This is a genomic window from Acrocarpospora phusangensis (genome assembly GCF_016862995.1).
GTDB classification, from domain to species: Bacteria; Actinomycetota; Actinomycetes; order Streptosporangiales; family Streptosporangiaceae; genus Acrocarpospora; species Acrocarpospora phusangensis.
This window is the reverse complement of sequence record NZ_BOOA01000001.1, coordinates 248,698-270,141: the sequence shown is the minus strand read 5'-3', so window position 1 is coordinate 270,141 and position 21,444 is coordinate 248,698. Positions and strand designations below refer to the sequence as shown.

Annotated in this window: 13 protein-coding genes; all 13 read left to right on the top strand. The window is 71.5% G+C overall.

The genetic code is table 11. The features are described from left to right. The first annotated feature begins 155 nt into the window (after positions 1 to 155). Positions 156 to 833: a hypothetical protein gene (locus Aph01nite_RS01115; RefSeq protein ID WP_204038781.1), complete on the top strand. Its 678-nt coding sequence runs from the start codon at positions 156 to 158 to the stop codon at positions 831 to 833. A 65-nt stretch (positions 834 to 898) separates the two neighbouring features. Then, positions 899 to 1,924 (top strand): glycosyltransferase, encoded by a 1,026-nt coding sequence (locus Aph01nite_RS01110; protein WP_307836756.1) that lies wholly within the window; start codon positions 899 to 901, stop codon positions 1,922 to 1,924. Continuing rightward, positions 1,924 to 3,852 (top strand): ABC transporter ATP-binding protein, encoded by a 1,929-nt coding sequence (locus tag Aph01nite_RS01105; RefSeq protein ID WP_204038779.1) that lies wholly within the window; start codon positions 1,924 to 1,926, stop codon positions 3,850 to 3,852. Before Aph01nite_RS01110 ends, Aph01nite_RS01105 begins: the two co-directional genes overlap by 1 nt. Next, the gene (locus Aph01nite_RS01100; protein ID WP_204038778.1) at positions 3,849 to 5,627 is read left to right on the top strand and encodes an ABC transporter ATP-binding protein; all 1,779 of its coding nucleotides are present in this window, start codon (positions 3,849 to 3,851) and stop codon (positions 5,625 to 5,627) included. The genes Aph01nite_RS01105 and Aph01nite_RS01100 overlap by 4 nt, the downstream gene beginning before the upstream one ends. Positions 5,628 to 5,675: 48 nt before the next feature. Then, on the top strand, positions 5,676 to 6,902 hold the full coding sequence (locus tag Aph01nite_RS01095) for a glycosyltransferase family 2 protein (protein WP_275418202.1): 1,227 nt from the start codon (positions 5,676 to 5,678) through the stop codon (positions 6,900 to 6,902). Between the two features lie 87 nt (positions 6,903 to 6,989). Further along, positions 6,990 to 7,937 carry an alpha/beta fold hydrolase gene (locus Aph01nite_RS01090; protein WP_204038776.1) on the top strand — a complete coding sequence of 316 codons (948 nt, stop codon included), beginning with the start codon at positions 6,990 to 6,992 and terminating at the stop codon, positions 7,935 to 7,937. A gap of 98 nt (positions 7,938 to 8,035) precedes the next feature. Continuing rightward, positions 8,036 to 10,186, top strand: a complete 2,151-nt coding sequence (locus Aph01nite_RS01085) for an NACHT domain-containing protein (protein ID WP_204038775.1) — start codon at positions 8,036 to 8,038, stop codon at positions 10,184 to 10,186. 113 nt (positions 10,187 to 10,299) lie between these two features. Further along, a complete protein-coding gene (locus Aph01nite_RS01080) occupies positions 10,300 to 11,295 on the top strand; it encodes a DUF1702 family protein (protein WP_204038774.1) in 996 nt (331 codons plus the stop codon). Between the two features lie 46 nt (positions 11,296 to 11,341). Then, positions 11,342 to 12,307 (top strand): DUF1702 family protein, encoded by a 966-nt coding sequence (locus tag Aph01nite_RS01075; RefSeq protein ID WP_275418212.1) that lies wholly within the window; start codon positions 11,342 to 11,344, stop codon positions 12,305 to 12,307. 3 nt (positions 12,308 to 12,310) lie between these two features. After that, positions 12,311 to 14,254, top strand: coding sequence for a CRTAC1 family protein (locus Aph01nite_RS01070; RefSeq protein WP_204038773.1), 1,944 nt, complete (start codon positions 12,311 to 12,313; stop codon positions 14,252 to 14,254). Positions 14,255 to 14,259: 5 nt separating this feature from the next. Next, positions 14,260 to 15,267, top strand: coding sequence for an enediyne biosynthesis protein (locus Aph01nite_RS01065; RefSeq protein WP_204038772.1), 1,008 nt, complete (start codon positions 14,260 to 14,262; stop codon positions 15,265 to 15,267). Next, positions 15,264 to 20,999, top strand: coding sequence for a type I polyketide synthase (locus tag Aph01nite_RS01060; RefSeq protein ID WP_204038771.1), 5,736 nt, complete (start codon positions 15,264 to 15,266; stop codon positions 20,997 to 20,999). Before Aph01nite_RS01065 ends, Aph01nite_RS01060 begins: the two co-directional genes overlap by 4 nt. Before the next feature lie 2 nt (positions 21,000 to 21,001). Then, the gene (locus tag Aph01nite_RS01055) at positions 21,002 to 21,439 is read left to right on the top strand and encodes an acyl-CoA thioesterase (RefSeq protein WP_204038770.1); all 438 of its coding nucleotides are present in this window, start codon (positions 21,002 to 21,004) and stop codon (positions 21,437 to 21,439) included. The last annotated feature ends 5 nt before the right edge of the window (positions 21,440 to 21,444 follow it).

Here is a 21,444-nt window from a genome sequence, read left to right as displayed (position 1 = left end):
ACATTTTCCGCTGGCTTCGGATATCGATGCACCCCCAGGTCAAGGGCACATCGGAGCATAATTCGGCCGGGAAAACTTTTCCCTCGGCAGAGGTGGATCAACGGCAACTTATCGTTCTCGCGGGCATTGCACAGCGATTGACACGGAGGCCGAAGATGCCACATCGCGTCCCCCACGCAACCGCGTGGACAGTGTTCGACCCGGCGTTCGACCCGGCATTAGACGAAGAACGGCCGGCCCACCCCGGGCGCGCGGGCGATCTCCGCGCCCTGTTCGACCCGCGATCGGTGATCACGATCGTGCGCGGCTTCTACTCCCGCCGCATCGCCTGGCTCGTCCTGCTGATCTCCGCACTCCTGCTCTCCTACGGCGGCGGCGCCGTCATGTTCTGGTACCACGCCATCTACCTGGGCGAAGGCGGTCCCGCCATCAGCCACTGGCAGCACTGGCTGCTCGACTCCTCCGCCGCGTTCGTCGGCCTGTTCCCGGCCGTCGCCGTCATCCTCCCCCTCGCCGGCTGGGTGGCGGCCCGCGCCAAGGACGAGCAGAACCGCCCCACGCTCTTCGCCCTCGCGGGCGGAGCCGCCTTCGCCCTGGTCACCGCGCCGGGGCCGTTCCTGCACGACGCCCTGGTCGGCCGCGGCACCTGGATGGCCACCCAGGTCACCTCCTGGTGGGGTGACGGTCGCGCCCCGCTGCCCGCGGCTGAGCCGGTCGGCGCCGTGGCCGAAGTCGCGCGGCAGGTGGCCCTCGGGCTGCCGCTGTACATCCTCACCATGGCGGTGGCGCTGATCGTCGCGCGCGCCGCCGTACGGGTGGGACGCGCCGCCTGACGGAGCCCGCGGGCGGGGCGGGCGAGGGCCCCCCGCGCCGCCCGCGGCAGCCGCTCTGACCTGGGATGACGACCACAGCATTTAGGAAGATGCGACCCCGCGGAAGCCCCCGGAAGACTGACAGTCCGGGCGTTTTAGGGCGCATTTCTCGACGTGGTGGACCTGGAGCGGCAATGGCGGGGTCGTTGAAGTGCAGTGTGGTCATTCCTACCTACAACCGAGTAGAGCTGCTTCAGCACACCCTCGAAGCGATGGTCGGGCAGAGCCTGCCGAAGGACCAGTTCGAGGTGCTGGTGGTGGACGACGGGTCCACGGACTCGACCGGCGAGATGGTGGAGACCTTCCGGAGCCGGCTGAATCTCCGGTACTTCCACCAGGAGGACGAGGGCTACCGGGCGGCGAAGGCCCGCAATGTGGGCATCGCCGCCGCCGACGGCGAGATCACCGTGCTGATCGACTCGGGGGTGCTCGCGCATTCGAACTGCCTGCGGGCGCATCTGGACAGCCACGAGAAGGCGGACGGGCCGGTCGCGGTCGTCGGCTACGTGTACTGCTTCAACCTCGACAACGAGGACGCGGCGCAGATCAACCAGATCATCGACGTCAAGGACCCGGACGGGACCATCGCCTACCTCGACGAGAAGGGCAGCTGGCTGGACGTCCGGGAGATCTTCTACGGGATGTACGGGGACGACTTCGGCGGCCTTCCCGCGCCGTGGCTGAACTACTGGACCTGCAACGTGTCGGCCAGGACCGCCCAGCTGCGCGGGATCGGCATGTTCGACGAGGAGTTCAAACGCTGGGGCGGGGAGGACGTCGACCTCGGCTACCGGCTGCACCGCGACGGCGCCCACTTCGTGCTGAACCGGAAGGCCGCCGCGATCCACTGCCCGCACGAGAAGAGCTTCGACGGCAACAACGAGCAGGCCGCGAGCAACTACGAGTACATGGCGGCCAAGTACCGGACGCCCATCGTCGACCTGCTGCCACGGATCGGTGAGCTCAACTACTGGGAACTCAACAACCTCATTCGCGAGTGGAATCTGCCCCTGTGCGCGGACTACCTCGCCGCGAGTGGCCGGGAGGCGTGATGTCCGCCAACATGTCCGCGAATCCGTACGTGATGTCGGCCGGCGAGCTGGTGGCCTCCCGCTGGCGGATCGCCAAGCTGGTGCCCAGGGCCGGGACGGGGCTGGTCGCGCTGCTGGTGGCCGTCAACCTGGTGCTCGGCCTGCTGCCGGTGCTGTTCGTGATCGCCACCAGCGTGGTGCTGGGCCGGGTGCCCGCGGCCGTCCAGGGCGGCCTGGATTCGGCCGCGTGGGACTCGCTGGTCGCGGTGTTCGTGGTGGCCGCGGTGGCGTTCGTGGCGCAGCAGATCATCGCGCCGCTCCAGGCGTCGCTGGGGGAGCTGGCGGCGCGCAGGATCGACGGGCAGATGGTCGAGCGGCTGATGGAGGCGTCGCTGCGGACGCCGGGGATCGGCCCGCTGGAGGATCAGGGCGCGCTCGAGGACCTGCGGGTGGCCGCGCGGGAGCTGGAGTTCGGCGTGCAGAGCCCGGGGCAGGCCTGCGCGGGTCTGGTGGCGCTGATCGGGCGCTACACCCAGCTGGCCGGGTACGCGGTCGTGGTCGGCGTGGCGTTCTCCTGGCTCGCCAGCGCCGGACTGGTCGTCGCGGTCCTGCTCTTCCGGTACGGCCAGCGCGGCGGCCTGCGCAAATACGCCCGCGTACGGTTCGCCCTCACCTCGGCCGAGCGTAAGGGCGACTATCTGCGCACCCTGGCCATCCAGCCGCTGGCGGGCAAGGAGATCCGGGTGTTCGGCCTGGCCGGGTGGATGCGGGAGACGTTGCGGAACGCGTACTTCGACTGGCTGCGGCCGATGTGGGCGGAGCGGCGGCGGGTCTACCTGTGGCCGTTCGTCTGGTTCGGGACGTGGGCGCTGGTGGCCACGGCCGCGGTCTTCGGCCTCGTCGGATCCACCGACACGCTCACGCTGACGACGTTCATCCTGGTCATGCAGGCGTCGCTCGGGTCGCTGCGGCTGGCGGAGTACTACCCGGAGTCGGACCTGCAGACCGCCATCGGCATGGAGGCGTACGACGCGGTCCAGCGGTTCACCGTCCGCATCGACGACCGCATCGACGACCGCCTCGACGACCGAATCGACGAGGCCGAGGAAGTGCGGACGGCCGTCACGGTGCCGGAGCCGGCGCACACCATCCAGTTCGACCGGGTGACGTTCCGGTATCCGGGCCAGCGGCGCGCGGTCTTCGAGGACCTGGACCTGACCATCCCGGTCGGCCGGTGCACCGCGATCGTCGGGTTGAACGGCGCCGGCAAGACCACCCTGGTCAAGCTGCTGGCCCGGCTGTACGAGCCGACCTCGGGCGCGGTCCGGCTGGACGGCGTGGACATCTCCACCTACCCGATCGAAGCCTGGCGCGCCAAGCTTGGCGTGATATTTCAGGAATTCGCCCGGTACGAGGCGCCGGCGGCGGACAACATCGGGTTCGGCGCGGTGGCGTACCTGGACGACCGGGCCGGAATCCGGGCCGCCGCCGAGGGGGTTGGCCTCACCGCCACGCTGGAACGGCTGCCGCTCGGCATCGACACGCCACTGGCCCGGCACCTGACCGACGGCGCGGACCTGTCCGGCGGGCAGTGGCAGCGGGTCGCGCTCGCGCGGGCGCTGTTCGCCCTCCGCCACGGCTCCTCGATCGTGGTCCTGGACGAGCCCACCGCCAGCCTCGACGTCCGCGCCGAGGCCCGGTTCTTCGACGACTTCGCCGGCCTCACGCAGGGCGCGACCACCCTGCTCATCTCGCACCGCTTCTCCACCGTGCGGCAGGCCGACTTCATCGTCGTGCTGGAACACGGCCGGATCATCGAGCAGGGCAGCCACGAGGAACTGCTGGCGCTGGACGGCCGGTACGCCACCCTGTTCCACCTCCAGGCCGACCGTTTCGCCGACGGGACCGACGCCGACGAGACCGACATCGACGAGGAGGTGCCGGCGTGAAGGACCTCCTCGCCGGCTCCTGGAAGATGATCAGCACCGCGTGGCGGATGGACCGGCGCAAGACCGCGATCTCGGTGGTGCTGATGGTGGCCGGCGCGGCGGCGGCCCCCGGGCTCGCCGCCGGCCTGGCCTGGATGACCAACGCCATCGTGGCCCACGACTCAGGGCAGGCGGTCCTGGCGGGCATCGCCGTCGCGACGCTCGCCGTGATGGTGCTGACCTTCGGCCACTTCGCCCACCTGGCCTACTTCGAACTCTCCGAACTGGCGGAACTCGACTTCGACGAACAACTCATCGCGCTCTCCAACGGCTCGGTGGGCATCGAGCACCACGAGCGGGCCGAGCACGCCGACGCGCTGACCGTGCTGCAGCAGGAGAGCCGCCAGTTCCGGGTCGGCCTGGAGGCGCTGCTCAACAGCCTCGGCCTCGGCCTGGCGGTGACGCTCACCGGCGTCCTGCTGGCCCTGGTCAACCCGTGGCTGCTGCTGCTGCCGCTGGCCGCGATCCCGCCGCTGCTCACCGGCCGGGCCGCCGAACGGATCAGGGACACCGCGCGGACCGCCACCGCCGAGTCCACCCGGGTGGCGCTGAATCTGTTCCACCTGTCCACCTCGGCCAGGCTCGCGGGTGAGCTGCGCGTCTTCGGCCTGGCCGGGGAACTGCGCGGACGGCACACCCGGCTGTGGGCGGACGCCACCCGCGGCCTGTGGCGGGCGCACCTGGCCGCCACCTGGATCCGCGCCGCCGGGCAGGTGATCTTCGCGCTGGCCTACGTCGGCGCGGTCCTGCTGGTGGTGCGGGACGCGATCGCCGGGCGGCGCAGCGTCGGCGAGGTGGTGCTGGTCATCGCCCTCGCGGCGCAGGTGAACCAGCAGGTCACGACCGCCGTCACGCTGCTGCAGGATCTGCAGCGCATGTCCAGCGCGTACCGGCGGCTGGCCGGGATCAGGGAGGTGGTGGCGGCCGCGGCGCCCGGCGACGTGAGCCCGCCGGACCGGCTGCGGGACGGGATCCGGCTGGACGACGTCGGCTTCACCTATCCGGGCACCGACGCGAAGGTGCTCAGCGACGTCAACCTGCACATCCCGGCCGGATCCACGGCCGCCATCGTCGGCGAGAACGGCGCGGGCAAGACCACCCTGGTCAAGCTGCTGTGCGGGTTCTACCAGCCGACCCGCGGCCAGGTGCTCATCGACGGGGTGGACATGCGGCGCATCCCCATCGACGCCTGGCGCGAGCGCATCGCCGCCGGTTTCCAGGACTTCGTCCGGTACGAGTTCCTCGCCGGCGAGACCGTCGGCGTCGGCGACCTGCCCAACCTGCGCGACGAGTCCGCGATCAGGGGCGCGCTGGATCGGGCGCAGGGCTCCGCCGTGCTCGACCAGCTGGAGGACGGCCTCCAGACCCAGCTGGGCAAGTCCTACACCGAGGGAGTCGAACTGTCCGGCGGGCAGTGGCAGAAGCTGGCCCTGGGCCGGGCGCTGATGCGGTCCTCGCCGCTGCTCCTGGTGCTGGACGAACCCACCTCAGCGCTCGACCCGCAGGCCGAGCACGCCCTCTTCGAACGCTACGCGGAGCAGGCCAGGCGGGTCGGCGAGGCGACCGGCGCGATCACGCTGTTCGTGTCCCACCGCTTCTCCACCGTCCGGATGGCCGACCTGATCATCGTGGTGCAGGACGGCCGGGTCGCCGAGGTCGGCGACCACAGCACGCTCGCCGCCAGCGGCGGCCTCTACTCGGAACTCTTCGCGCTCCAGGCGAAGGCGTACAGCTGACGGCTGACGGCAAACGGGTAACAGCTGAGTCATTTCTAGGGAGAACGCATGCGGGTTTCAGTGATTATTCCCACCTACAATCGCGCCGAAATGCTGCGCGACACCCTTCGCAACCTCGCCCGGCAGGACATTCCCGTCGACGATTTCGAGGTCATCGTCTCCGACGACGGCTCCACCGATCACACCAAGGCCGTGGTGGACTCCTTCGCCGGGCAGCTGCACATGAAATACCACTTCATGGAGTATCTGGGATTCCGGGCCGGGCACGCCCGCAACGCGGGGGCCGGAATGGCGTCCGCGCCGCTGCTGGTCTTCCTCGACACCGGCGGCATGGTCGGCCCCGGCTTCCTCCGCGCCCACCTGGCCGAACACGCCCGTCCCGGCGGCCCGCGGGCCATCGTCGGGTACGCCTACGGCTACAACCCCGACTACGGCCACGACGAGGTGGAGGCCATCGCCGAGGCGATGTCCCGGATGCCGCCCGAGCAGGTGGTCGAGCACTTCGCCGGCAAGTCGTGGTTCCTGGACCTCCGGCACGGACTGTACGAGAAGTACGACTTCGACCTGAGCCGCATGGCCATCCCGTGGCTGCTCTTCTTCACCATCAACGTCTCCGTGCCGGCCGAGCAGTTCCACGCGACCGGCGGTTTCGACGAAGGCTTCGACCGCTGGGGCTGCGAGGACATGCACCTCGGCTTCCGGCTGTTCCGGAACGGCGTGCCGCTGGTCCTGTCCAGGACGGCCTGGGCGCTGGAGTACCCGCACGAGCGGAACCGGGCCAACGACATGCAGGACGTCGCGATCAACCTGCGCTACTTCCTGCGCGGCTGGGAGGAGCCCCAGGTCGAGCTGCTCGCCCTCCTCATCCCGCGGCTGCTCTTCGGGACCATCGACGACGAGTGCCGTGCCGTGCTCGACTGGGCGGCGAGCGTCCGCGACCTGGACGTGTCCGCCGAAATCGACGCGGCCGTGAAGGAGATCGGGCCGACCGGCCGGATCGCCGTCCTCGGCGCGGGCGGCCGGGTGCCGCCGTCACTGCCCCCGGCCACCCTGTACGACGTCGACCGCGAACTGCTCCAGCGGGCGACCGCGGGCGGCGGCCACACCGGGCACCACCGGATCGGAGTGCTCACCGGCCTCGAGGACCAGTCCGTGGACACGGTCATCATCACCTCGCGCATGGCCGGCCTCTGGGACCGCTGGGGCGAGGACCTCCTGGCCGAGGCGGGGCGGGTGGGACGGAAGATCCACCTGACATTCGATGCGCATTCTTAGAGATGCACGGTCGCTCGCGCTATTCGAGGATTAATTCACCGGAAATTTAGGAGGGACCGTGGTGACGAAGAATTCAGGGAGCCGGTCATGAAACGGCTCACATTATTCGCGGTGATCGCGGCGCTGGTGGCCCTGTTCACCTCCGCCGCCGGCCCGGCCAACGCGGGTGGCGACCTCAGGCACGGCAAGGTCACCGTGGACGGCGGCAACATCCACTACGTCCGGGCCGGGAACGGTCCGCCGCTGGTGCTCCTGCACGGCTGGCTCGGCACCTGGTACACCTGGAACAAGGTCATCCCCGAGCTGGCCCGCGACCACACGGTCATCGCGATCGACCTGCCCGGCCTGGGCGACTCCAGCGTGTACGCCGACGGCTACGACAAGGCCACCACCGCCCGCCGGGTGCGCGACGCGGTCCGCAAGATCGGGTTCCGCGGCCAGGTGGAACTGCTCGCCCACGACGTCGGCGGCCAGGTCGCCTACCCGTACGCCCGGGACTTCCCCGCCGAGGTCTCCCGGCTGATGGTGATCGAGTCGGTCCTGCCGGGCTTCGGCCAGGAGGACTTCTACGCCTGGAGCTGGCACTTCCTGTTCAACATGTCGCCCCTGGCCGAGCAGGTCATCGACCGGGACGACGTCAAGCCCGTGCTGGACTACTTCTACGACGGCGCCCGCCACCCGGAGAACATCGCCAGGCAGGAGTACTACAAGGCCTACGGCGAGCCGGGCGACCGGCACGCGGGCTACGAGTACTACCGCTCGCTGGCCGCCGACTCCGCCGACAACCAGGCCAACGCCGAGGCCAAGAAGCTGCGTGTGCCGGTCCTCGCCGCCGGCGGCCAGTACGCCCTGGGCGGCATGATCGCCGCCTCCTTCGGCCACGTCGCCGACGACGTCCGCGAGGTCATCGTCCCCGACGCCGGCCACTTCGTCCCCGAGGAGACCCCCCGCTTCACCATCGACTGCGCGAAGCTCTTCTTCGCCAACAGCCCGCAGCCGGCCCCGCCGGCGAGCCTCGCGGGCTGCGCGGCCTGACCCCCGCGGCAGGCCGATGCCCGTAATGTCGCCGTCGCTCGGATATGAGCGGCGGCGACACCATTCCCGTGAATCGACCGGACTGTCACGATAGATGGGTGAGGGGCTGGCCGTTATGGCTGCGGGTGGGGGCAACACTTGTGGTGGCGGTGGTCCTCGTCGGCGTGCTCTCGCCGCCGTGGGCCGACGACGACGCCGACGCCATCGACTGGATCCAGATCGTCGGGCTCGTGGTGGCCGTGGCCACCCTGCTCGGGCAGGTGGTCTTCGACTGGCGGGGCCGCCAGCCCGGCAGCATGAGCACGCCGGACCAGATCGCGGGAGCCGAGCAGGCGCTGCGGGAGTTCGTGCGCGCCCAGTGGCGCGAGGAGATCGAGATCCGCGAGCTGGACGACCCCGCGCCGCTCCCGGTGCGGTGGCGGATCACCGGCTTGCCCGTCATGGACCGGGCCGAGCGGATCGACCGGCCGAGGTTTCCGCTCAACTGGCTCGGCGTGGGCCGCCCCCGCTTCGACGGGCGCGCCGACCGCATGCCGGAGATGGCGGAGCGGTTCCGGCAGCTCACCCGGCGGCGGCTGGTCATCATCGGGGCGCCCGGCATGGGCAAGACCACCCTGGCCGTGCTGCTGCTCCAGGAACTGCTCGACGACCCCCGTCCCGGCGACCCCGTGCCGGTGCTGCTGTCCATGTCCGGCTGGGACCCGCAGGGCGAGTCCGTGCACCAGTGGCTGGCCCGCCGGCTGCGGGAGAACTACCCGGCGCTGCGGGCCCCCGACTTCGGCCCTGACGCCGCCCTCGGCCTGGTACGGCAGAGCCGCGTGCTCCCGGTCCTGGACGGCCTCGACGAACTGCCCGACGACGTACGCCCCAAGGTGCTGGCCGCGCTCAACGCGGTCGAGGCGCTCATCCTCACCTGCCGTACGCCCGAGTACCGCGCCGCCGTGGAGGGCCGGGGCGGCGGCCCGCTCGCGGGCGGGGCGGTGATCGAGCCGAGGCCGGTGAAGAGCGCCGACGTGGTCGCCTACATCGAGGGAAGGCTGCCCGCCGGGCAGCGTGCGGTGTGGGCGGGGCTGCTGGCGGCGGTGCGCCGCGACCCGGACGGGCCGCTGGCGGCGGCGCTGTCCACGCCGCTCGCGCTCTGGCTGCTGCGCAAGGTCTACATCGACACCAGGACCGACCCGGGCGGGCTGTGCGACCGCGCGTACTTCCCGACCGCGACCTCGCTCACCGAGCACCTGCTGGACAACCTGGTGCACGCGGCGTTCGCGACGGCGCTGCCGGAGGAGGAGCAGACGGCGGTGCGCGGCCACCCGTTCCGGCCCCGCCGCAGCTGGGACCCCGACGAGGCGAAACGCTGGCTGTCGTTCCTGGCCCGGCACATGACCGCGGAGGACCGGGACTACCGCTGGTGGGAGCTGCACCGGGCGCTGTCGCACCGCTGGGTCACCCTGGTCGGCGGCGTCACCGTGGGCCTCACGGTGGGCCTGACGGTGGCCCTGTTCAGCGGGCTCATGACGCTGCTGCTGAACCCGGCGACGATGCCGGGCCCGCTGGTCTTCTGCCTGGTCGGCGGGGTCGTCGGCGGCCTGGTGGGCGGCCTCACCGGAGGCGTGTCGCTGCTCAACAGATCGGCGCTGGAGCCCGCCTACGCCGACCTGCGGCTGCGCGGCCCGGTCCGGCAGTTCGCGGGCAGCCTGGCCTTCGGCCTGCTCACCGTGTTCCTGGTTGGCATGGTGGCCGCGCTCGGCTTCTGGCTGGTCGCGGGCTCGGGCGAACTCAGCGACGGGATCTGGTTCGGCCTGGCGGTGGTCCTCACCGGTGGTGTGATCGTCGGCATGAACCGGTGGGTGACCACCCCGCTGACCAGCGCGGGCCCGCAGACGCCCGCCGTCACCCTGCGCCGGGACATCGAGCTGGTGTACGGCCGCTCGCTGATCGGCGGCGTCACCCTCGGCCTCACCTTCGGCGTCACGGCGGCGCTGCTGCCCGGCCTCAGCGGGCCCGGCCCCGGCGCGGTGGCCGGGGTGCTGTTCGGCCTGGGCGGCGGGCTGGTCTTCATGTTCACCTTCGGCCTGAAGGGCGCGAGCTCCAGCTACCTGGTGGCGCTGATCGTGCTCCGGGTGCGTCGCCGGGTGCCGCGCCGGCTGATGGGCCTGCTGGAGGACGCCCACCGGGTCGGGCTGCTCCGCCAGGCGGGCCCGGTCTACCAGTTCCGGCACTCCCAGCTGCAGGACCGCCTGGCGCAATAGCGGGCAAAAGGGCAAATGCGCACATTCGGAGATGTCTCCCGCACATCCGGAGAAGCGCGCCCATACGCCCGATAGGCATCGTGTGAGAGGAAAGCAACCCCGGAGGAGGGACCATGCCGACCACGATCGGCTCGTTGCGCAGGCTGCTGCTCACCCCGTCGTTACGTGAGGTGACCTTCGCCGCGCGGGGCTTCCCCGCCGGGCCACCGGGCCCGACCAGGCACCTGGAGGCCATCCCGCAGGCGGTCATCTGCGGCTTCGAGTGGGGCATCGACGCCCGCGACCAGTGGGAGGTGGAGCGCCGCCTCGAACTGGTCGAACCCGAACAGCGCGGCTTCGCCTACGAGGGCGCCACGATGGCGTTCACCGTGGTGGACGCCATGGGCGGCGGGCGCGGGCACCGGACCAGGGACCTGCTCCTCGGCCCCGGGCACCCGCACATCTTCCTCACCTACATCGGCATCGGCTTCGCCATGGCACGGCTGCCCAGGCCGCTCTGGAAGAAGATCATGCCCGACCTCACCGGCTCGCCGTACTACCCGGCCATGACCTGGCTGGCCGTCGACGGGTACGGCTTCGACCGGGCCTACTTCGAGACCCCGCGCTGGGTGGACGAGCAGCGGGTGCCGGCCGCGTACCCGTGGGAGGGACGGGCGGACTACTTCCCGCGCGCCATCGACCAGGGCATCGGCCGGGCGCTGTGGTTCATCCACGCCGGGCAGGTGGCCGGCGTGGCCGCCGCGGTGGGCAGGTTCGCGGCCGATCGCCAGGCCGACCTGTGGAGTGGAGTCGGCCTGGCGGCCACCTTCGCCGGCGGCTCCGACGCGGCCGCGCTGGCCGCGCTGCGGCGGGAGGCGGGGGAGCACTGGGCGCAGCTGGCCCAGGGCGCGGTCTTCGCCGCCAAGGCGCGGCACTACGCCGGGCACGTGCCCGAGCACAGCGCCGCCGGCGTGTCCATCCTGGCCGACGTGACCGTGGAGGCGGCGGTCGCGGTGGCCGACGACTCCGCCGTGGAGCCCGCCGACACCGCCGGCAAAGGCGGCCTCCCCGCCTATGAGTTGTGGCGTAATAATGTTCGAACCCGCCTTAATTCGCGTGAGCAAGTTTGAAGTAGACGCACCTCCGAAGTCAATGGATATTTGATATGTGGCTAATATGGTGCGCGCGCTCAGGCGCAAAATTCTCACCCCCGACATGTCGGCCACGAGGCTCGACGTAAGGGGATTCCACGAAAAGAGCCCGGCCGCAAAAGAATTGCTGGAAACGGTCGGGCGATCATTTCTCACCGGATTCGCGTACGCCGCCGAGGCGCGCACGCCCGCCGACGCGGAAGAATTACTGGAAGGAATTCCCAGACGATTCCGCGGATTCGCGTACGAGGGCGCCGGGATGGCATTCACCATCGTCGACGCCCTGCCATTCGGCGGCCGCGGCAGGCTCCGGGGATTCCTCGAAGGACGCGGAAAAGACCACATTTACATGGTCTACGTCGGGGTGGGCTGGGCGATGGCCCGGCTGCCCCGCGCGGTGTGGTCCCGCGTCGAGGCCCCCGATCCGCTGCTGCGCTGGCTGGCCCTGGACGGCTTCGGCTTCCATCAGGCCTACTTCCAGACCGCCAAATACGTGCACGGCCAGTTCCAGGAGCCGAACTTCCCCTGGCCGCGCGGCGACCACGGCGACTACCCGAACCGGGCCATCGACCAGGGCGTCGGCCGGGCCATGTGGTTCGTCGGCGGCACCGACGCGGCCCTGGTCGCCTCGATGATCGAGAAGTTCCCGGAGCACCGCCGCGCCGACCTGTACGCCGGCACCGGACTGGCCGCCACCTACGCGGGCGGCGCCTCCGAGGCCGAACTGCGCGGCCTCTGGGATCGGGCCGGAGAACACCGCCCGCTGCTGGCTCAGGGCAGCGCGTTCGGCGCCACCGCCCGCGTCCAGGCCGGGCTGCTCGGCCCGCACACCGAGCTGGCCACCCGCGTCTTCTGCGGGGTGACGCCCGAGAAGGCGTCGCTGATCTGCGCGGAGGCCCTGCCGGACGGGCCGCTGGACGGCGATCCGCCCGGCTACGAGGTGTGGCGGCAGCGCATCGCCGAAGAATTCGTATCTCTTGGGAGGTGTTAGTCAGTGGCACGCACAGCTGGCTTCGTCCGCAGGCAACTGCCGGGAATCCTGGCGTTGGCCGCGCTCATCGTGGCGTACGTGATCGTCCAACTGCCCACGGCGTCGCCCGCCGAACGGGCACAGATCGCGAGCACGTACGCGTTCAAGCCGATGAACATCGCCATGCCGAGCGGGTTCAAGCAGCAGACCATCCGCCGGGTCAACCAGGACTACCAGCACATCGACGCCTGGATCTCCTCGGTCGGCGCCGGCATCTCCATGAACGACCTGGACGGTGACGGCCTGGCCAACGACCTGTGCGTCACCGACCCGCGCATCGACCAGGTCGTGGTCACGCCCGCGCCGGGCACCGGCTCCACCCGGTACCAGCCGTTCGCGCTGACGCCGGCCGGCCTGCCGATGAACGACGTGATGGCCCCGATGGGCTGCGTGCCCGCCGACCTGAACGAGGACGGCCGGATGGACCTGCTGGTCTACCTGTGGGGGCGCACGCCGATCATCTACCTGGCCAAGGAGGGCGCCACGGCGCTGAGCATGGCCGCGTACCAGCCCATCGAGGCGGTGCCGCCGCGGAGCAGCACCCCGGGCTACACCGGACCGCAGTGGAACACCAACGCCGTGGTCGTCGACGACTTCGACGGCGACGGCCACGACGACGTCTACGTGGGCAACTACTTCCCGGAGAGCCCGGTCCTGGACGACAAGATCGACGGCGGCGTCGCCATGAACCACTCGATGTCGCACGGCCTCAACGGCGGCGAGGACTACTTCCTGCGCTGGACCGGCTCAGGCACCGGCTCGGTCGCCTTCCAGCTGGTCGAGAACGCGCTGCCGCGCAACGTCTCCAAGGGCTGGGTGCTGGCCGCGGGCGCCACCGACGTGGACGGCGACATGCTGCCCGAGATGTACCTCGGCCACGACTTCGGCCCGGACCGGATGATGCACAACGCGTCCACCCCCGGGAACATCAAGTTCACCGTCACCGAGGGCACCAGGACCCCGCTGATCCCCAAGTCCAAGGTGGTCGGCCTGGACTCCTTCAAGGGCATGGGCGTCGACTTCGGCGACCTCAACGGCGACGGCCTGTACGACATGTTCGTCAGCAACATCACCACGACCTTCGGCATCCAGGAGAGCAACTTCGCGTTCATGAGCACCGCGAAGGACAAGAGCCAGGTCCGGGCCGACATGACCTCCGGGCACGCGCCCTGGGAGGACCTGTCCGCCCCCCTCGGCCTGGCCTGGTCCGGCTGGGGCTGGGACCTGAAGATCGCCGACTTCGACAACAGCGGCTCGCCCGAGGTCGCGCAGAGCACCGGCTTCGTCAAGGGCGATGTCAACCGCTGGCCGCTGCTGCAGGAGCTGGCCACCGCCAACGACCAGGTGCTCCAGTACCCGGCGTGGTGGCCGAACGTGCGGGCGGGCGACGACGTGGCCGGCAGCCAGACGCTCATGTTCTACGCCAAGGGGCCCGACGGCTACTGGAGCAACGTGGCCGGCGAGCTGGGCATGTCCATCCCGGTGCCCACCCGCGGCATCGCCACCGGTGACGCGGACGGCGACGGCAAGCTCGACATGGCCATCGCCCGGCAGTGGGACGAGCCGGTCTTCTACCAGAACGCCAGCACCACCAAGGGCGGCTTCCTCGGCCTGCGCCTCACCCACGAGTCGAGCGGGGACGTCATGCCCGGCTCGCCGGTGGTCGGCGCCCAGGTCACCGTGACCATGCCGGACGGCAGCAAGCAGATCGGCCGGGTGGACGGCGGCAGCGGCCACTCGGGCAAGCGCAGCAGCGAGGTGCACTTCGGCCTCGGCGACAAGGCGACCGGGCCGGTGCAGGTGAACCTGTGCTGGCGGGACCGTACCGGTCAGATCCGTGAACAGAACCTTCAGCTGACCCCGGGCTGGCACAACATCCAGCTGGGCGCTCAGGCGACGGAGAGGTGACACCCATGGCATCGGACACCATCGCGGCCCAGAACGGGTCGCCCAACGGCGCTCATCCCGCCGAGCCGCCACGGCATGACGTCAAGGTGATCACGGCCCTGCGCCGGTTCGCCATATCCATCACGATCTTCAACATTCTCGGCTACACCTGGCTGGGCTTCGAGCAGCCGTACCTGTGGCCGTTCCTCGCGCTGGCCACCGGCTACACGGTGGAGATCGTGCTGGAGATCATCGGGGCCCGGGCGGAGGGCCGCGCGCCGCGCTTCCGGGGCGGCGGGGTCAAGGGGATGGTGGAGTTCCTCCTCCCGGCGCACATCACCAGCCTGGCCATGAACATGCTGATCTACGTCAATGACCGGGTCTGGGTCATGATCTTCGGCGTGGCCGTCGCGGTCGGGGCCAAGTGGATCCTGCGGGCGCCCGTGCGCGGGCGGCTGCGCCACTTCATGAACCCCTCCAACTTCGGCATCGCGGTCATCCTGGTGCTGTTCCCCTGGGCCAGCATCGCGCCGCCGTACCACTTCACCGAGCACATCGACGGGCCGCTGGACTGGCTGCTCCCGCTGGGCATCATCATGGCCGGCACCATGATCAACGCCAAGCTGACCGGGCGGATGTGGCTGATCATGGCCTGGGTGGGCGGCTTCTTCCTGCAGTCCATCGTCCGCGGCGTGATCCTGGACACCAACATTCTCGGCGGCTGGGCGACCATGACCGGCGTCGCGTTCGTGCTGTTCACCAACTACATGATCACTGACCCGGGCACCAGCCCGTCCAAACCGGCGGCCCAGGTGGCCTTCGGCGGCGGCGTGGCGCTCACCTACGGCGTGCTGACCGGCTTCAGCATCCCGTACGGCATCTTCTTCGCCACCGCCATCGTCTGCCTGATCCGCGGCGGCTTCCACTGGTCCCTGTACTACGTCGAGCGGAACAAGGCCCAGCAGGAGCAGGCGGCGCTGGAGGCGGCCAAGGTCGCGCTGTCCCAGCCCGGTAAGGAGGTCGCGACCGTATGAGCGGAATCGCCATCGTCGGGATGGCCTGCCGTTACCCGGACGCGGCCTCCCCGCGCGAGCTGTGGGAGAACGTCCTCGCCGGGCGCCGGGCCTTCCGGCGGCTCCCCGACCAGCGCATGCGGCAGGCCGACTACTGGGACGCCGACCCGGCCGCCCCGGACCGGTTCTACGCCCGCAACGCTGCGGTCATCGAGGGGTACGAGTTCGACCGGGTGGCGTACAAGATCGCGGGAAGCACCTACCGCTCCACCGACCTCACCCACTGGCTGGCCCTCGACACCGCCGCCAAGGCCCTCGCCGACGCGGGGTTCCCCGGCGCCGAGGGCCTGCCCAGGGAGCGCACCGGCGTCATCGTCGGCAACACCCTGACCGGGGAGTTCTCCCGGGCCAACGTGATGCGGCTGCGCTGGCCGTACGTGCGCAGGACCGCCGCGGCCACGCTCAAGGAGCACGGCTGGGCGGACGAGAAGGTGGCGGAGTTCCTCCGCGACTACGAGACCGTCTACAAGGCGCCGTTCCCCGGCATCGACGAAGACAGCCTGGCCGGTGGCCTGGCCAACACCATCGCCGGGCGGATCTGCAACCACTTCGACCTGAAGGGCGGCGGCTACACCGTCGACGGCGCCTGCTCCTCCTCGCTGCTCTCGGTGGCCACGGCCTGCAAGTCGCTGATGGACGGCGACGTGGACGTGGCCATCGCCGGCGGCGTGGACCTGTCCATCGACCCGTTCGAGGTGATCGGCTTCGCCAAGACCGGCGCCCTGGCGCGGGGCGAGATGCGCCTCTACGACAAGGGCTCCAACGGCTTCTGGCCCGGCGAGGGCTGCGGGATCATCGTGCTGATGCGGGCGGCCGAGGCCGAGGAGGCGGGCCGCCGCGTCTACGCGAGGATCGCCGGCTGGGGCGTGTCCTCCGACGGCAAGGGCGGCATCACCCGCCCCGAGGTGGCCGGATACCAGCTCGCGCTGCGCCGCGCGTACGACCGGGCCGGCTTCGGCATCGAGACCGTGCCCATGTTCGAGGGGCACGGCACCGGCACCCAGGTGGGCGACAAGACCGAGCTCACCGCGCTGTCGCTGGCCCGCAGGACCGCCGACCCGCAGGCCCCGGCCGCGGCGATCAGCTCCATCAAGGGCATGATCGGGCACACCAAGGGCGCGGCCGGGGTGGCCGGTCTGATCAAGGCGGCGATGGCGGTGCACCAGCAGGTGCTGCCGCCGACCACCGGGTGCGTGGACCCGCACCCGGTCCTGACCGAGGAGCCGGCCGCGCTGCGCGTGCTGCGCAAGGCGGAGGCCTGGCCCGGCGGCCAGCCGGTCCGGGCCGGGGTGACCGCGATGGGCTTCGGCGGCATCAACACCCACCTGGTGCTGGAGCGCTCCGGGCCGCGCAAGCGGGTGCCCTTCGACCCGCGTACCCGGGCGCTCGCCGAGTCGGTCCAGGACGTCGAGCTGCTGCTGGTGGACGCCGGTTCCCCGGCGGAGCTGCGGGACCGGCTGGCCGAGCTGGCCGCCTTCGTGCCCGGGCTCTCGTACGCGCAGCTCGGGGACCTGGCCGCCGTGCTCCAGCGGGACCTGCGGGAACTTCCGTACCGGGCGGGTGTGATCGTGTCCTCGCCCGAGGACGCGGAGGCCCGGCTGCGGCGCGTCCTGGACGCGCTGGACGCGGGGGAGAGCAGCCTGCTGGACGGCCGGGGCTTCCTCGGCCACGTGACCGGCACCGGCCGGGTCGGCTACCTGTTCCCCGGCCAGGGCTCCGGCCGCGGCGTCAGCGGCGGCGCGCTGCGCCGCAGGTTCGCCGAGGTCGACGAGGTGTACGCCAAGGCGGCGCTGCCCGTCGGCGCGGACGTCGTCGCCACCGCCGTGGCCCAGCCGCGGATCGTGACCGGGTCGATGGCGGGCCTGCGGGCCCTGACCACGCTCGGCCTGGACGCGACCGTCGCCGTCGGCCACAGCCTGGGCGAGATCTCCGCCCTGCACTGGGCCGGCGCGATGGACGAGGAGACGCTGCTCAGCGTGGCCGCCGTGCGCGGCCAGACGATGACCGAGCACAGCTCCTCCGGCACGATGGCCGGCCTGGGGGCCTCGCCCGACGCCGCGCTGGACCTGATCGGCGACGACCCCGTGGTCATCGCCGGATACAACGGCCCCGACCAGACGGTCATCGCCGGGACCGCGGAGGCGGTCGAGGCGGTCGGCCGCAGGGCCGCCGAGGCCGGCGTCACGTTCACCCGGCTGCGGGTCTCGCACGCCTTCCACTCGCCGCTGGTCGCGCCCGCCGCCGCCGCGTTCGCGAACCGCTTGGACCGGGACGCGTTCGGGCAGATCGGCGCCCGGATCGTGTCCACGGTGACCGGCGACGCGCTGGCGGCCGACACCGACATCCCGTCCCTGCTGCGCCTCCAGATCACCGAGCCCGTGCAGTTCGCGCAGGCCGTCGAGCTGGCGGCCAAGGACATCGACCTGTTCGTGGAGGTCGGCCCCGGCCGGGTGCTGAGCGGCCTGGCCACCAGCGTCACCGGCGTGCCCGCCGTGTCCCTGGACACCGACGACGAGTCGCTGGCCGGGCTGCTGCGGGTGGTCGCCGCCGCGTACGTGACGGGCGTGCCGGTCACGCCGGAGGCGCTCTTCCACGGGCGGCTCGTCCGGCCGCTGGAGATCGGCCAGGAGTTCTCGTTCTTCACCAGCCCCTGCGAGATCGTCCCCGACGTGGACATCGCGGCCGCCCCCGTGCTGGCCGCCGCCCCCGCCGCCGGAACGGTCGAGGCCGGGGCGGGCGAGTCGATCGTGGACCTGCTGCGCCGGCTGGCCGCCGAACGGGCCGAGCTGCCCGTGGACATGGTCTCCCCGGGCAGCCACCTCCTCGACGACCTGCACCTCAGCTCCATCACCGTCGGCCAGATCGTCAACCAGGCCGCCCAGGCGCTCGGGGTGCCGCCGGCCTCCGCGCCGATGAACTTCGCCACCTCGACCGTGCAGGAGCTGGCCGAGGCGCTCGGCACGCTGGCGGAGACCGGCGGGGCGGAGACACCACGGGAGATCGCGGGCTCGGCCGCCTGGGCGCGGCCCTTCGCCCTCGATCTCGACGAGACCCCGTTGCCCCCGATTACACCCAGGGTCCCCGGGGGCAACGGGCCCTGGCGGGCGTTCGCGCCGCAGGGCCACCCGTTCGCGGAACCGCTGCGCGAGCGACTGGAACACGCCGGCGTCGGCGCCGGCATCCTGGTCTGCCTCCCGGAAGGCTGCCAGGAGCACGACCTGGCGGCGGCCTTGACCGGCGCGAAGGCCGCCGCCGTCGCCGCGCCCGGCACCCGCTTCGTCCTGGTCCAGTCGGACCCGTACGGCGCCGCCGGGCTGGCCAAGACCCTCTCCCTGGAGGCCCCGCACCTACGGGTCACCATCGTGCACATCCCGTACGGCCCGGGGGACCCCGTGGACACGGTGCTCGCCGAGGTGGCGGCCACCGACTCCTACGCCGAGGTCCACCACACCGGCGGTGTGCGCCGGGTGCCCACGCTCCGCGCCCTGCCCGTCGCCGCGGCCACGTCACGCCACCCGCTCGCCGCGGGCGACGTGCTGCTGGTCACCGGCGGCGGCAAGGGCATCACGGCCGAGTGCGCCATCGCGGTCGCCGCCGACAGCGGCGCCGGGCTGGTCATCATGGGCAGGTCCGCGCCGGAGGGGGACGCGGAGCTGGCCGGGAACCTGAGCCGGATGAGCGACCTGGGGATCGACGTCCGCTACGTGCGGGCCGACGTCACCGACCCGGCGCAGGTCAAGGCCGCGCTGGACCCCGTGCTGGCCGAGACCGGCCCGGTCACGGCGGTCCTGCACGGCGCCGGCCGCAACGAGCCGGCCGGGCTGACCTCGCTGGACGCCGACGCGTTCCGCCGCACCTTCGCCCCGAAGATCGACGGCCTGCGCGCCGTGCTCGCGGCCGTGGACCCCGACCGGCTGAAGCTGCTGGTCACCTTCGGCAGCATCATCGGCAGGGCGGGCCTGCGCGGCGAGGGGCACTACTCCACCGCCAACGAATGGCTGTGCGCCCTCACCGAGAGGTTCGCGGCCGAGCACCCGGACTGCCGCACGCTCTGCATGGAGTGGTCGGTCTGGTCGGGCGTCGGCATGGGCGAACGGCTGGCCGTGGTCGAGTCGCTGACCAGGGACGGCATCACCCCCGTCACCCCGGACCAGGGCGTCGAGATCATGCGGCGGCTGGTGAGCGACCCGGACGCGCCGGTGGTGACCGTGATCAGCGGCCGTACCGAGGGCATCGAGACGGTCCGCTACGACCGGCCCGAGCTGCCGCTGCTGCGGTTCGTGGACCGGCCGCTGATCCGCTACCACGGCGTCGAGCTGGTCACCGAGACCGAGCTCACCGCCGGCAGCGACCTCTACCTGGCCGACCACCTGCTCGACGGCAACCTGCTGTTCCCCGCGGTGTTCGGCATGGAGGCGATGACCCAGGTGGCCACCGCCGCCACCGGCTGGACCGCGCTGCCGGTCATCGAGAACGCCGAGTTCCTGCGGCCGATCGTGATCCCGCCGACCGGCTCCACCACCATCCGGGTGGCCGCCGCCGTCACCGGCGAGAACCTGGCCGAGGTGGCCATCCGCAGCTCCGAGACCGGTTTCGCGGCCGACCACTTCCGGGCCAGGCTGCGCTTCACCGGCGAGCCGGTGCAGGACGGCCCGCCCGCCCAGGTCGCCGGCGGCCTGCCCGCCGTCCCCCTGGACCCCGCCACCGACCTGTACGGCGGCATCCTGTTCCAGGGCGAGCGCTTCCAGCGCCTGACCGGCTACCACCGCGCCGCCGCCAGGCACGTGGACGCGGACGTCGCGGCCGTCCAGGCGGGCGACTGGTTCGCCGGTTACCTCTCCGGCGACCTGCTGCTCGGCGACCCGGGCATGCGCGACGCGCTGATGCACGGCAACCAGGTCTGCGTCCCGCACGCCACCCTGCTGCCACAGGGCGTCGAACGGGTGCACGCCACCCCGGCCACCGGGCCGATGCGGTACTGCGCGGTGGAGCGGGAACGCGACGGCGACACGTATATATACGACATCGTCGTACGCGACGGGACCGGCAGGCCGGTCGAGCGCTGGGACGGGCTCCGGCTGCGGGCCGTGCGCAAGGGCGACGGGCGCGGCCCGTGGGCGCCCGCGCTGCTCGGGCCGTACGTGGAGCGCATGCTGGACGACCTGATCGGCGCGGACGTCGCCGTGGCGGTGGAGCCGGGCCCCGAGCACGCCGGCGACCGGCGGGCGACGACGGCGCTGGCCGCCGGTCGCGCGGCCGGCCACCCCGTCGAGGTCAGGTACCGCCCCGACGGGCGGCCGGAGATCGACGGCGGCACGGTGTCGGCCGCGCACGGCGCCGGGCTCACGCTCGCCGTCGTCGCGGCGGGACAGCTCGGCTGCGACCTGGAACCCGTCGCCGAACGCACGGCCGAGACCTGGGCCGGGCTGCTCGGCGGGCACGCCGCGCTGGCCGAACTGGTCGCCGCCGAGACCGGGGACGGCCCCGACACGGCCGCCACCCGCGTCTGGTCCGCGATCGAGTGCCTGCAGAAGGCCGGGCTCACCCCCGCCGCGCCGCTCACCCTGGCCAGGGCCGGCCGCGACCCCTGGGTCGTGTTCGCGTCCGGGCCGCTCAGGATCGCCACCCTCGTCACCGGTGTGCGCGGCCACGCGGACCCCGTGGTCCTGGCCGTGCTCGCCGAGGGGCGCTGACCGTGGGCAACTACTTCGAGTACCTGCACACGGTCGGCTTCGAGGAGACCAACATCGTCGGCAACGTCTACTACGTCAACTACCTGCGCTGGCAGGGGCGTTGCCGGGAGATGTTCCTCAAGACCAACGCGCCGGACGTGCTCGGCGAGCTCCAGGACGACCTCAAGCTGTTCACGCTCAAGGTGGACTGCGAGTTCTACGCCGAGATCACCGCCTTCGACGAGCTCTCCATCCGGATGCGGCTGGTCGACCTGGCCCAGACCCAGCTCGAATTCAGCTTCGACTACGTCAAGCTCGACGCCCGCGGCCTGGGCGTCGGCGAGACGCTGATCGCCCGGGGACGGCAGCGGGTGGCGTGCATGCGGGGGCCCAACACCCGCACCGTGCCCGCCCGCGTGCCCGAGTCGCTGGTTCGAGCGCTCCAACCCTACGTGCCGTAGCCCTC

Bases quoted from the DNA above. Each gene is read 5' to 3' on its own strand.
- Aph01nite_RS01115 (WP_204038781.1), top strand. From the start codon at position 156: ATGCCACATCGCGTCCCCCACGCAACCGCGTGGACAGTGTTCGACCCG.
- Aph01nite_RS01110 (WP_307836756.1), top strand. From the start codon at position 899: ATGACGACCACAGCATTTAGGAAGATGCGACCCCGCGGAAGCCCCCGG.
- Aph01nite_RS01105 (WP_204038779.1), top strand. From the start codon at position 1,924: ATGTCCGCCAACATGTCCGCGAATCCGTACGTGATGTCGGCCGGCGAG.
- Aph01nite_RS01095 (WP_275418202.1), top strand. From the start codon at position 5,676: ATGCGGGTTTCAGTGATTATTCCCACCTACAATCGCGCCGAAATGCTG.
- Aph01nite_RS01090 (WP_204038776.1), top strand. From the start codon at position 6,990: ATGAAACGGCTCACATTATTCGCGGTGATCGCGGCGCTGGTGGCCCTG.
- Aph01nite_RS01080 (WP_204038774.1), top strand. From the start codon at position 10,300: ATGCCGACCACGATCGGCTCGTTGCGCAGGCTGCTGCTCACCCCGTCG.
- Aph01nite_RS01075 (WP_275418212.1), top strand. From the start codon at position 11,342: ATGGTGCGCGCGCTCAGGCGCAAAATTCTCACCCCCGACATGTCGGCC.
- Aph01nite_RS01065 (WP_204038772.1), top strand. From the start codon at position 14,260: ATGGCATCGGACACCATCGCGGCCCAGAACGGGTCGCCCAACGGCGCT.
- Aph01nite_RS01060 (WP_204038771.1), top strand. From the start codon at position 15,264: ATGAGCGGAATCGCCATCGTCGGGATGGCCTGCCGTTACCCGGACGCG.